The 12,635-nt window shown below is 72.3% G+C and carries 10 protein-coding genes; 5 read left to right on the forward strand and 5 right to left on the reverse strand.

The window, feature by feature from the left end; genetic code table 11:
- Window positions 1-81: 81 nt before the first annotated feature.
- From ACGFZA_RS08630 to ACGFZA_RS08645, 4 genes are all read right to left on the reverse strand, one after another.
- The gene (locus ACGFZA_RS08630; RefSeq protein WP_385273219.1) at window positions 82-1,518 is read right to left on the reverse strand and encodes an MFS transporter; all 1,437 of its coding nucleotides are present in this window, start codon (window positions 1,516-1,518) and stop codon (window positions 82-84) included.
- 271 nt (window positions 1,519-1,789) lie between these two features.
- Window positions 1,790-3,343 (reverse strand): peptidoglycan-binding protein, encoded by a 1,554-nt coding sequence (locus tag ACGFZA_RS08635; protein ID WP_385273217.1) that lies wholly within the window; start codon window positions 3,341-3,343, stop codon window positions 1,790-1,792.
- 217 nt (window positions 3,344-3,560) lie between these two features.
- Entirely contained in the window at window positions 3,561-4,289 is a 729-nt protein-coding gene (locus ACGFZA_RS08640) for a nitroreductase family protein (protein WP_385273214.1), read from the reverse strand.
- 47 nt (window positions 4,290-4,336) lie between these two features.
- On the reverse strand, window positions 4,337-4,798 hold the full coding sequence (locus ACGFZA_RS08645; RefSeq protein WP_393678307.1) for a nitroreductase family deazaflavin-dependent oxidoreductase: 462 nt from the start codon (window positions 4,796-4,798) through the stop codon (window positions 4,337-4,339).
- 227 nt (window positions 4,799-5,025) lie between these two features.
- Here ACGFZA_RS08645 and ACGFZA_RS08650 point away from each other — a divergent pair, with 227 nt between their 5' ends.
- The 3 genes from ACGFZA_RS08650 to ACGFZA_RS08660 all read left to right on the forward strand — a co-directional run bounded on the left by ACGFZA_RS08650 (window position 5,026) and on the right by ACGFZA_RS08660 (window position 7,491).
- Window positions 5,026-5,265, forward strand: a complete 240-nt coding sequence (locus ACGFZA_RS08650) for a phosphopantetheine-binding protein (RefSeq protein ID WP_385273208.1) — start codon at window positions 5,026-5,028, stop codon at window positions 5,263-5,265.
- Window positions 5,262-6,509, forward strand: coding sequence for a beta-ketoacyl-[acyl-carrier-protein] synthase family protein (locus ACGFZA_RS08655; protein WP_385273205.1), 1,248 nt, complete (start codon window positions 5,262-5,264; stop codon window positions 6,507-6,509). Before ACGFZA_RS08650 ends, ACGFZA_RS08655 begins: the two co-directional genes overlap by 4 nt.
- A gap of 61 nt (window positions 6,510-6,570) precedes the next feature.
- Window positions 6,571-7,491, forward strand: coding sequence for an alpha/beta fold hydrolase (locus ACGFZA_RS08660; protein ID WP_393678884.1), 921 nt, complete (start codon window positions 6,571-6,573; stop codon window positions 7,489-7,491).
- A 24-nt stretch (window positions 7,492-7,515) separates the two neighbouring features.
- Here ACGFZA_RS08660 and ACGFZA_RS08665 read toward each other — a convergent pair whose 3' ends face one another.
- Window positions 7,516-9,921 (reverse strand): endonuclease/exonuclease/phosphatase family protein, encoded by a 2,406-nt coding sequence (locus tag ACGFZA_RS08665; protein WP_393678310.1) that lies wholly within the window; start codon window positions 9,919-9,921, stop codon window positions 7,516-7,518.
- 571 nt (window positions 9,922-10,492) lie between these two features.
- Here ACGFZA_RS08665 and ACGFZA_RS08670 point away from each other — a divergent pair.
- Both ACGFZA_RS08670 and ACGFZA_RS08675 read left to right on the forward strand, forming a co-directional pair.
- On the forward strand, window positions 10,493-11,761 hold the full coding sequence (locus ACGFZA_RS08670) for an ROK family protein (protein WP_393678312.1): 1,269 nt from the start codon (window positions 10,493-10,495) through the stop codon (window positions 11,759-11,761).
- Between the two features lie 328 nt (window positions 11,762-12,089).
- Window positions 12,090-12,611, forward strand: coding sequence for a flavin reductase family protein (locus tag ACGFZA_RS08675; protein ID WP_393678314.1), 522 nt, complete (start codon window positions 12,090-12,092; stop codon window positions 12,609-12,611).
- Window positions 12,612-12,635 lie beyond the last annotated feature (24 nt).

The raw sequence follows: 12,635 nt of genomic DNA on the forward strand, positions 1-12,635 counted from the left end.
GCAGCCCTTTCATTGCGAGCATCGCGAGCTGTACGGAGGGGGAGAGGGACCATCGTGTGGTGCGGCAGGCGCGCCGGACGGTCAGCGCGCGGTGACGGACTCCGCGTGTTCCGGCGCACCGGTCGCCTGCTGTGCCGCGGCCTCGTCGGGCGAAGCGGCCCTCATCGGGTCCCACTTGATGGCCAGACAGGTGATCATGCCGAGCAGCGGGACGACGGAGAGCACCAGGAACGTGTCGGCGAGGCCGAGCGACTCCTTGATCTGCGGGAAGAGGTACAGCCCGGCGACACTGCCGAAGCTGCCCACCATCCCGGTGACACCGGTGCCGAGTGCGCGCACGTCACTGCTGTACGAGAGCGCGGCGATGGACTTGCCGTTGGCGCCGGGGCCGGCGGAGTGGCAGAGGATGAACAGCACCGGCAGCAGGAACGCCACGGCCGTCGGGACCTTCTCGAAAGTCAGCCCCATCGCGATCAGGGCGACGAACACCCCGGCGAAACCGGCGGCGGAGCTGAGCCGCAGCCCGAGCCGGCGGCCGAAGTACGCGGACAGCAGCCCGCCCGCGATACCGAAGGCGTTGAACACCATCGAGCCGATCGTGGCCTTCTCGAAGCTCTCGCCGAAGATCGTCAGGCTGATCAGCGGGAGGTACCAGCCGACCGCGAAGTACTGCATCGACTGCCCGAGCGAGATCACCGAGGAGAGGATCGTGCGCGGCAGGTACTCGCCCTTGAAGAGCAGTCCTGCCTGGCGGAAGCCGATGGCGGGTGCGGCGGTCGCGGCGCGGGTCGCCTCGTCTGGCTTCCCCGCGACGGCCTTGATCCCGTAGATCCGGTCCAGGTTGAGGACGGACTCGTCGAGGCGTCCCTTGCTCGCCAGCCAGGCCGGGCTCTCCCTGAGCATCAGCCACTGGCCCAGGAGCAGCGCCACGGCGACGACGGCGGCCGAACCGACCGACCAGCGCCAGATGTCCGAGCCGACGTCCAGGTTGAAGAAGACCAGGGCCAGCGCGAGGTTGCTGGTCGTGGCGACGTACCAGACGGCCTGCCACAGGTTCAGCCGGCCGCCGAGCTTGGCGGGGGTGTACTCGGCGAGCAGCGCCATGGCGACGGCGAAGTCGATGCCGTACGCGACACCCACCAGGACCCGGCCGAGCCAGACGACCGTGAAGTCACCGGCGAACGCGGCGAGGAGGGCGCCCGCGATGGCGAAGACCTTGGCGATGAGCAGCGGGGGGACCCGGCCGATCCGGGTGGCGAGCCAGCCGCCGACCGGGTTGAAGATGATCGCCAGGGCCGGAGCGGTGGCCGTGAGGATCGAGACCTGCGTGCTGGTCAGCTCCATCTGGGACGTCATCGGTCCCAGACCGGCGCTCAGCGCCGCGTTCGAATAGGCGTCGAGGAACAGCCCGCCGAACACGAGGAACCAGATGACTTGCGCCCGGCCGGTGATCTTTCCCAGCCCATCGATGAGCGCAACGACGTCGGCGACGCCTTTGACGCTCGGACGTTGTGCCATGAATCCGCCTTCGAGGAAGACCCATCGGCGGCACGGGGAGCACAAAAAAACAGGCATGACGAAACCACCGACAGGTGGTCTATGTCTGTGCCTGTCAAAACACTGCGGAAAGCGCCGCAGCACGTGAAGTGCGACTACACGAGGAGGTTAGGAAGGCGTCAGGAGAAACGTCAAGGGTTTCCGGCAGGTTACCCAAACGTGACGAAGAGCCCTCGGGGCCTGTCCACGGCCCCGAGGCCCGTCCGTCCGGTGTCCGGTCCGCGGCCGTCCGTCAGCGGCCCGCCTGCAACGCCGCCCAGGTGCCCGGGCCCACGATGCCGTCGGCCGTCAGGCCCCGGCCGGTCTGGTAACCGCGCACCGCGGTCGCCGTCCCCGGGCCGAAGCTCCCGTCGACACCGACCGTCGAGCCGAGCGCCGCGGTCAGGGCGCGCTGGAGCCGCTTCACGCCGTCACCCGAAGCGCCCTCGGAGAGGGTGGCGGTGTCGCCCGCCGACAGCAGCGCGGTCCACGTCCTGGCCCCGACGACGCCGTCGGCTGCCAGCCCGCGCGCGGTCTGGAACGACTTCACCGCGCTCTGCGTGGCCGGACCGAAACTGCTGTCCACCTCGCCCGCCGGATAGCCCTGCGCGTTCAGCAGCGTCTGGACGGCCTTGACCTGGGCACCCGTCGACCCGCTCTGCTGTGTCGCGTACGCGGTGAAGCTCAGCCCGTCCGCGCCGGGACTGCCGCCGGTGCTCCCGCCGACCAGCTCCATGTAGCGCGTCCAGTCCCAGTACGGGCCGGGGTCGGTGTGGTCGTTGCCCGGCGCCTCGCTGTGCCCGATGATGTGCGCCCGGTCCTTCGGGATGCCGTACCGGTCGCACAGGTACGCGGTCAGGGCGGCCGAGGACCGGTACATCGAGTCCGTGAACCAGGACGGGTCGTCGATGAAGCCCTCGTGCTCGATGCCGAGGGCCGAGGCGTTGGCGCTCCGTGCGTGGTAGGCGGTGTCGCTGTCGCGCACCATCTGGGTGATCTGGCCGTCCGACGAGCGCACCACGTAGTGGGCGCTCACCTCGGACGCCGGGTCCTGGAACCAGCTGATCGAGCCCGCGTACGAGCCCTGCGTGACATGGATGACCACCTTGTCGATCGCCGCCGAGCGGCCCGTGGCGAAGTTGTTCGGGTCGGCCGGCACCCACAGTGCCGACGGGTAGTCGGCGCTCCGGGTGCTCGCGTCCGGCGCGGTGAGCTCACCCTTGTGCGGTGACACCGGGCGCCCCGTCACGGAGATCCGCTCGCCGTCCGGGGCGAGGGTGTCGAGGCCGTCCGCCAGGAAGGTGTAGACCGTGTCGGCGTAGAGGGCGGCGGCCGCCCCCTCGGTGCCGCTGTACCGGGCGACGGCCGGGTACCAGGAGCCGAGGTCGTCGCGGTCCCGGGCGTCGAGCCCGAGCCCGTCCGCGTAACCGCGCAGCACCGCCGCGCCGCCCATGATGTTCGCCGCCGTGTCGGCACGGAGCTCGGCCAGGGGCTTCCCGGTGAGGGCGGCGGCGCGCTCCAGGGTCCGGTTCGTGGGGTTGCTGACCAGGTGCATGACGCCGTAGCCGTTGGCCTGGCTGGGGCGCCCGGAGTGGCCGTCGAGCCGGGTCTCGCCGTATCCGACGGCGGCGAGCAGGTCGCGCGGGACGTCGAACGTGTCGGCCGCCCGCTCGAACGCCCGGTTCATCGGGTGCCCGGTGTCCGTCGAGGCGAGGGCCGGGGTGCCGGTCGCGGCCAGGACGGTGGCGGTGAGGGCCGCCAGCACGGAGGCGCGGGCCTTGGTGTGGGCGGCGGCGCGTGTGGGCATACCTGCTCCTGCTCTGTGGGGGAGAAGAACGGCCCCGCGCCCGGGTGGGGTGGGCGGAGGGGCCGCGAAGCCCGCTCAGGGTATCCATCTGTTCAGGGCATGACAACGACGGTCCCGCGTGTCGAAATCCCTTTCACTCCAATGGAGTTGATGACAGATCAGCGGGAAGGCGGGCCGTCCGGGCCCGGCCCGCCGGGTCGGCCCCGGACGGCAGGTCCTACCAGCGGTCGCGGTGGATGACGTCGGCCACCGGGCGGCGCCGGACCGGACCGAAATTGCCCTGCGGCCATCCGACGGGAATGGCGGCGAAGGTCTCCATGTCCTCGGGGATGCCCAGCGCCTCCTTCCACTCCTGCTCCAGCATCAGGTGCCAGATGGTGATGTTGGCCGCGAGCCCGAGGGCCCGGGCTGCGAGCAGGATGTTCTGGACCCCCGGGTACACGCAGGACCCCTCGGCGAGCGCCTGGAACCGGGTCTGGGTGGTCATCATGTGCTCGACCCCCGCCGGGCCGAGCGCCTGCGCGTAGGCGGCCAGGCCCTCCGCCTCCATCCGGGGCTCAGGGAACCGGTAGCAGGGCATGATCAGCGCCGGCGTATCGGCGAAGTGGTCACGCTGGTACTCGATCGCGGCGACCATCCGGCCGTACGCCGCGTCGTCCATGCCTTTCGGCGCGTACTTCCCGGTCGTCGCCAGATACGCGTCCACGCACCGCTTCCACAGCGGAGCCAGGCGGGCCATCACCTCGCGGTCCGTCACCACCACGTACTCGTAACACTGCATGTTCCCGCCGCTGGGACCCCAGACGGCGGCCTGTATGAGCTGCTCAAGCGTCTCGTCCGGCACGGGCTCCGGCTTGAGACGGCGCATCGCGCGCATCGTGGACATGGTGGAGAACAGGGCCTCGGCCTCGGCCGTCTCCGCCGCCTGAGTCGATTCGATCGTCATGATCACGGAGTTTACGGGCGAAGCCCCGCCGCGAGGAGGCCCGTTGGTCAGCCCGCGGCCGGAGCGGTCCGCCGCAGCCGCACCACCGGGATGTCGCGGTCGGTGCCGCTCCGGTACTGCGCGTACCTGGGGAAGACCTCCACCAGATGCGGCCACACCCGCTCCTTCTCCTCGGCGGACAGCGTTTCGGCGACGGCCGGGAAACGCTCGGGGCCCACCCGCAGGTCGACCGACGGGTTCGCGAGCAGGTTCAGGTACCAGAGGGGATGGCTGTCCGAGCCGCCGTTCGACCCCACGATCAGGTAGTCGTCGCCGTCGCGCCCGTACATCAGCACCGTGCGCCGCAGCGCGCCGCTGCGGCGGCCGACGTAGTCCAGCAGCAGGCAGGGGACGCCGAGCTGGGTGGTCCCCTTGGTGCCGCCCGACGATTCGTACAGTTCGGCCTGCTTCGCCACCCAGGCGCTCGGGCTGACCTGCGCGGGCGCCTCGTCGTCGTGCTCCACTGCCATGGCAGGTCCCTTCCTCTCGTGTACCTTCCGCCCCATCGTCGCACCCCGGCGTGCGCAACAGTGGATTCGCACACCTGGACAGCCCCCCACCGCACGGGGGAACGGGGACCGGACCTGCCGCCGGCAGGGCGTATAAAAGGTTCCTCCGGACCAGCCGGCGTCCCCCGATGGCACTCACACCTTCACGCGGCAAGGCGTCACCGCGTACGACAGCGGAGGAGTGCCCCATGAGCACGGCAGACGAGATCAGCACCTTGCTGGTGGCGAACTTCGGGACCGATCCGGCAGCGATCCGCCCCGAGGTGTCGCTCCGTCAGCTCAGGATGGATTCCCTGGCCCTGGAGGAACTGCGGCTCCTCATCGAGGACCGGCTGGACGTCGACCTCGACGACGTCCAGCTGACCTCGCGCGACACCGTCGGCCGGCTCGTCGACGCCGTGCACGCGCACCGCAAGGCCGCGGCGTGACGGCCCCCCGGCGCCCCGAGCCGTTCGCCGCCGCCGTCACCGGCATCGGTCTGGTCACCGCGGCCGGCGTGGGCACCGCCGCCACCTGGCGCGGCGTTTCCGTGGCCGCCGACGCCCCCTCGGTCCTGCACCGGCCCGAACTCCACGACCTGCCCTGCGACTTCATGTACACCATCACCGGCCTCGACACGCGGGCCGTGCTCGGGGTCGCCACCCAGCGGCTCATGGACCGCTTCTCCCAGCTCGCCGTCATCGCCGCCCGCGAGGCCGTCGCGGACGCCGGGCTCGACCCCTCGGTCTGGGACAGCGGCCGCGTCGCCGTCGTCATCGGCTCCGCCCACGGCGGACTGCCCTTCTACGACGAGCAGCACACCGCGCTCACCGAGCGCGGTGCCCGCCGGGTCTCGCCGAAACTCGCCCCGCTCACCGTCGTCAACGGCGCCGCCAGCAGCGTCGCCACCGACCTCGGCGCGCGCGGCCCGAGCCAGGCCGTCTCCACCGCCTGCTCCTCCGGCACCGTCGCCATCGGCACCGCGCACCAGATGCTGCGCACCGGCGCCTGCGACATCGTCGTCGCGGGCGGCGCCGAATCCGTCTGCTCCCGGCTGCTGATCGCCAGCGCCTGCCAGCTGAAGGCCGTCTCGACCCGGCGTGACGACCCCGAGGCGGCCTGCCGCCCCTTCGACACCCACCGCGACGGCTTCGTCGTCGGCGAGGGCGCCGGCCTCCTCGTCCTGGAACGCCCCGAACACGCGGCGGCCCGGGGCGCCACCGTCCGCGCCCACGTCGCCGGATACGGGGCCTCCAGCGACGCCTACTCCGCCGTCGCACCCGACCCCGACGGACTCGGCATCGAGCGGGCCCTGCGCACCGCACTGGCCGACGCCGGGGTGTCCGCCGCCGACATCGGGCACGTCAACGCCCACGGCACCTCGACCGTGGCGAACGACCTCATCGAGGCGACGATGCTGCGCCGGGTCCTGGGCGAGCACCCCCTCGTCACCTCGACCAAGGCCATGACCGGGCACACCCTGGGCGCGGCGGGCGGCATCGAGACCGCGCTGACGGCCCTGGCCCTCCAGCACCAGCTCGTACCGCCCACCGTCAACCTCGACGCCCCCGACCCGGAGATCCCCGTCGACGTGGTGAGCAAGGAAGCCCGGCCGGGCGTGTTCGACGCGGCCGTCAAGACCTCGCTCGGCTTCGGCGGGCACAACGCCGCACTCGTCCTCACCAGGGCCTGACCGCGCAGCGGCGGTCAGGCCGCTGGTGGGGAACTCCAGACAGGAGCAAGGACCGATGACCATGCCCGACGAGATCATCCGGCACCTGTCGGTGCGCGGGCTGCGCTACCGCTACCGCATCCTGACGCAGCCCTCGCCCCGCACCGAACCGGTCGTCGTCCTCGGCGGCGCGCTCCAGGGGATGTACGGCTGGCCGCAGATGGACGAGCACCTGGGCCCGCACGCCCCGGTCGTCACGGCGGACCTGCCCGGCATGGGCGGCGCCGATCCGCTGCCGCCCGGCACCGGCGACGACCTCCTGTACGCCGCCGTCGACGGCATCATCGACGACCTGGGCGCGGACCGGGTCAACCTCTTCGGGTTCTCCTACGGCACGGCCATCGCCTTCGGCTGCGCCCGGCGGAACCCCGGCCGGATCGCCCGGCTGGTCCTCGGCGGCGTACCCGCGCACATCAGCGAAGCCCAGCGCGGCCAGTGGGGGCGGGCGGTCGACCGGCTGAGGGCCGGGGACGTCGAAGGGCTCGCCACGCTGACCACCGACGCCTTGATGTGCCAGGACCCGCGGCGCACGGTCCACCGCAGGGAACTCGCCCGGCGCTACGTCCGGCGGTCGTTCGTGCACGCGCTCACCCACTCCCCGCACGCGGCGCAGTCGCTGCGGCGGGCGCTGGGCCACCGGCCCGACTTCTCCGGCGGGTTGAGCGGAGTGCCCGCGCTCGTCTTCGCGGGGGAGCACGACACCGTGACCTCGCCCGAGCGGCAGCGCGCCTTCGCCGGGACGATCGAGGGCAGCCGCTTCCTGACGATCGGCGACTCCGACCACTGGGTCGTGCTGGAACGGCCCGACGACGTGGCGGACCTGGCGGCCCGCTTCTTCACCGACCGCCCCCTGGAGGCCGCGCCTGCCCTGGGGCCGCTGCCCTCGCTGCCGCGCCCGCGCGCGGGCGCGGCAGGTCCCGTCCTGCCGGGGCCGGGCGGCTGAGCGACCCGGCCCCCGCTCACGGGATCAGTGGCGGCCGTCGACCTTGACCCGCACGATCTGCGGGTCGTGGTCGCTCGCCTGGTCGGCGAACTCCGCGTTGATGTGGACCACGTCGTAGTCGAACCGCCGGATGCCGGGGCTCGTCAGGATGTGGTCCAGCGTCTGCGAGTTGCCCTCGTACACATAGCTGTACTGCTCGTTCGCCGGCAGCGTCGTGATCAGCGGCTTGAGCGCCTTGCCGGCGGTCAGCGCGGACATCGTCGGTGAGAACGCGAAGTCGTTCAGGTCGCCCAGCGTGACGACCCGCGCCGACTTGTCCGCCGACAGCAGCGACTTGACGAAGGTGTTGACCTCCGCCGCCTGCTGGACCCGCTTCGTCTCCGAGCTGCGCGACGGCTCCTGGTAGCGGCCGTGCAGCGGCTGGTCGCCGCCCTTGGAGGTGAAGTGGTTGCCGATGACGAAGACCGGCTTCCCGTGGAAGCGGAACTCGCCGACCAGGGGCTTGCGGCTGTCGGCCCAGGCCGCGCTCGTCGGGCTGATCCGGCCGGGCGACACCGAGAGGGTGACGCCCTTGCGCGTCGGCACCGCCGTCACCGCCGTCGTCGCGTCGCCGCCCGCACGGTCCACGAAGGAGACCCGGTGGGGGTTGAAGAGGAAGACGTTACGGATGTTGCCGCCGGGCTCGCCGCCGTCCTGGCCGTCCTGCGGGGCGACATAGCGCCAGGCGTACCGGGGGCCGCCGGCCGCGACGATCGCGTCGGTGAACCGCTTCAGCGTGGCCTCGGAGCCGACCGTGCCGTCGCTGACCGCGCCGTTGTCGTCCTGGATCTCCTCCAGCGAGACGATGTCGGGGGAGGAGAGGTTCACCGCGACGCCCTTGGCCAGCGTGTCGAACTTGGTCTGCTCGTCCAGCGCGTCCAGGTTCTCCACGTTGTACGTGGCGACGGCGAGTTCGCCGCCCTTCTGCTTCCGCGTGACCTCGCGCCGCAGATGGCGGTCGGTGAGCGTGCCGAGCTCGGTGGCCTGGAGGTTGTAGCCGCCGAACGAGGCGTAGTCGATCACGCCGGTGGTGGTGCCGGACAGCACGTCGCCGACGTTCCCGACGGGGAAGGGGCGCGTGGTGTCGAGCGACATCACCTTGATCCGGCCGCTGTTCTGGTCGGTGTACGAGGAGTACAGCGTGCCGCCGCGCCGGGTCGGGTTCTGCTTCGGCTCGACCGTCACCCAGATCTCGTCGTACGCGGTCGTGGCACCGGTGACCCGGGTGTCCGCGATCTGCACGCGGGTGCCTTCGAGCGCCTCGTAGAGGTCGAGGGCGTACGTCGACGGGTCCAGGGGCAGCGCGTCGATCGACCCGCCACCCGCCGAGGAGACATAGGCGGCGGGCACCGCGGCGGCGTCGAGCACGACCGGCGCCGGAGTCGCGTTGCCCGACGAGAGGACCGTGGTCCTGGGAGAGGTGATCTCGGTGATGGACTGCGTGGTGGCCGACGGGTAGTACTCGTCGACCGTGCCGCTGACCAGGACGGAATCGCCCACCGCCACCGTCGGGGCGGCGGAGCCCGTGTACACGAAGACGCCCTCGCTCGTGCGCGGGTCCGCGTCCGGGGCGGTGTCCTGGATCCAGAAGCCCTTGGAGCCCGTGGTGCGCACCGCGGTGACGACGCCGGGCACCCCGGTCACGGCCTTGCCGTCGAGCGGGGAGACCCGGGTGATGCCCTGGATGTCGTGCACGCGCACGGTGCCGGGCTCGGTCGGGTCGCCGGGGTCGCCCGGGTCCGTGCCGCCCGACGTCTCACCGGCCGCGTTGACCGGGGTGGGGGCGGCCGCGGACAGGTCCGCGGCGTTGTCGTCGGTGTCGGCGAGCGAGGACGCGCGCGCCACGGCGGCGGTGGCGGAGGCGCCCGTCGCCGGTCCGCTGCCTTCCCGGACGACCGCGGAGCCGTAGCCCACCAGGTCCACGATGCGGGTGTCGGCGGCGCAGTCGGCCGCCGTTTTGCAGGTCAGCGGTGTGGTGCCGGAGACCAGCGCGATGGTCCCGCTGGCGGCGGACATGGCGACGGTGCCGGTGGCGTCGGGGGCGGGCAGCGCGACGGTGCCGCCGGTGCCCGCCGCCTGGGCGACCAGATAGCGGCCGCCGGGCGCGACGGAACCCGTCAGCGCCGAGACCTGCCACAGCGAGCCCGCGGACGGGGACCCGGGCAGGTACTGGACGCTGAACCCGGACAGGTCGTACGCGGCGGAGCCGGAGTTGGCCAGCTCGACGAAGTCGCGCGTGAGCGTCGCTCCCGAGTTCCCGCCGCCGCCGTACACCTCGGAGATCACGGCGGTCGACGACGGGACGGCGAAGGCGGCGGGCAGTGCGGTCGCCGAGAGGGTCACGGCGACCGCGCCGGCCAGCAGGACGGAACGGGATCTGGATATGCGCACGGAAACTGCCCCTCAGAGTGTGATGAGGGAGCACAAGCTATGCGCGTAGAACCGGCGATGACAAGGCATCAGAGGTTAATTCCAGAAATCGTTCCGCGGTCCGGAAGCCGGATCCGCGCCGTACGGCGGGACGAGGGCAGGGTGCCCGGCTCCGGGCCCGCTCCTCGCCGCCGTCCTGTCCGCCGCCGGACCGGCTGTTCACGCGCCCGCCGTGCGCCCGCCACGCCGCCGCAACGCGAGGGCAACGCCCGCCCTGTGCGGGGGTGTCCAGGATGCGGCGATGGTTTGACCGGGTTCCGCCGATCCGGCTACGTTGCGCGGCATGCAGCGATCCGCACACCTGACGACGCGAGGTCATATCGACCTGAAGCGTGTGTGCTCCGCCGTGTGTCACCGCGCCTGAGAGCACCACGCCCGCGCCGAGGGGTCACGCCCGCCCCGGTTCCTCGCAGGGTCTCTCCCCACGGAAGAGGCAGCGCCCCCGGCTCCACGTCGCAGGCGGCCTGCCCCGAGCTCCCCACGTGGAGCACGCACCGCGTCAACCGCTGCCCCCGAGGACCTGGAAGACACTGTGAAGAGTCTGTCTGCGCCCGCCCCCGCCCCGCGTCAGGACCACCCCACCCCGCTGCGCCGCTCCGACATACCCGCCGCCGTACCCGCCCGCCGGCACACCGGCACCGGCTCCGTCTTCGGCGCGATCCTCGACCACGGACCGGTCGCCCGCTCCACCGTCGCCCGGCTCACCGGCCTCTCGCCCGCCTCCGTGAGCGGGCACGTCGGCCAGCTGCTCGCCCGCGGGCTGGTCCGGGAGAGCGCCGAGACCGCGGGACCCAAGGGGCTCGGCCGGCCGCACATCCCCGTCGAGATCGACACCGGCCGCTTCCTGGTGGCCGGGGCGCACATCGCCGTCGCCCACTCCACCGTCTCCCTGATGGACCTGCGGGGCCGGATCGTCGCCGAGGACCGGCAGCCGCACCGCACCACCGAACCCCGCTCCATGCTGGCCGGACTCGCGGCCCGGCTGCCCCGGCTGGTGGCCGCCCACGCCGGCGGACGCACCGTGCTCGCCCTGGGCCTGGCCACCGGGCACCGGGTCGACCCCGTGACCGGGGTGATCGTGGAACACCCCCAGCTCGGCTGGCGCGACGTGCCGGCCCGCGACATCCTCGCCGCAGCGACCGGGCTGCCGGTCCACGTGGACAGCCACTCCCGGGCGCTGGCCCGGGCGGAGCAGCTGTTCGGCGAGGAGTCGACCCGCAGCAGCACCGTCCTGCTGTTCGTCGGTGCGGTCGTGGACGCGGCCTTCGCCACCGAGGGGGCCATGCACCGCGGCCCGCGCTCGGGGGCCGGCAGCGTGGCGCACCTCCCGCTCGGCGCCGGGGGGACGGGGGGAGCCGAGCCCTGTTCCTGCGGACGGACCGGCTGCCTCCAGTCGGAGGTGTCGGAGCGCGCCATGGTGCGGCGGGCCGCCGCGCAGGGGCTGGTCGTCGGCTCGTTCCCGGACCTCCTCGACCGGGCACTGGCCGGGGACGCGCGGGCGGTGGCGCTGTTCCGCCGGAGGGCGCGACTGGTCGGCCGGGCCGCGGCCCTGCTGCTGGACATGTTCGACCCGGAGGTGCTCGTCGTCGTCGAGCCGGGCTCGGGCCGGATCCCGGAGTGTCTGGCCGATCTCCGCGCGGAGGTGGCGGAGCGCTCCTGGGTCTGCGACGACCCGGAGCGGGCCGTGGTGCCGACCAGCTTCACGGGCACCGTGCTGGCCACCGCGGGTGGCGCGGTGGCGCTCGGTGCGCTGTACGTGGACCCGCTCGGCCCCTGGCCGGCGCTGCCCGCGGTCTCCTGACGCCCTCTCACCTCCCGCGCCCGCCCTCGTATCCGACTTAATTCAGGCAGTTGCATTGTTGACCGGGGCCGAAGCCGAACGGGATGATGGATTCATGACCAGCCGACAGCGGAATTCAGGAAGCGCGTCCTCGACGACGCGCGCCTTCCGCTCGGCCGTCCCGGGCGGCGTGTGCGCCCGGCTCCTGTGTTGTCGCCCCTGTCCGGGTGCCCGATAACCACGCGTTGAATTCCGGCGTGAGCTCGCTCCGCCGTGCGCACCGCTCTGCCCTTCCACGTACCCCTCGCATTTCTCTGTTCCCATTCCCGCTTTCCATCAGGGAGAGACGTTGACCATCACCGTGCCCTCATACCTGGCGCCGTCCGCGCCCGCCGCGAGAGGAATCGCCCCGGACCGGTTCAAGCAGGCGTTCCGCCGTCATCCCGCCGGAGTCGTCGTCGTCACCGCCGACGCGGGCCACGGCCCGATCGGCTTCACCGCGACCTCGCTCAGCTCCCTCTCGCTCGACCCGCCGCTCGTGTCGTTCGGCATCGGCACCGGCACCTCGTCCTGGCCGCACATCGAACGGGCCGGTTCGGCCGTCGTGAACTTCCTCGGCGCCGAACAGCAGGACCTGGCCACCACCTTTGCCACCAGCGGCATCGACCGGTTCGCCGCCCCCACCCGCTGGCGCCGCCTGCCGGAGGGGGAACCGGTACTGGACAACGTGGCCGGCTGGCTGCGGCTGGAGACCGAGCAGATCGTCCCGGCCGGCGACCACCGCGTCGTCATCGCCCGGGTGGTGGACGCCCGGCTCGACGAGGGACGCAGCCCCCTCCTCTTCCACGACGGCGCCTACCACTCGCTCTGACCACCCGCCCACTCCCACGACAAC

The sequence above is a fragment of the Streptomyces sp. NPDC048211 genome, from assembly GCF_043202315.1.
In the GTDB taxonomy this organism is placed as follows: Bacteria; Actinomycetota; Actinomycetes; order Streptomycetales; family Streptomycetaceae; genus Streptomyces.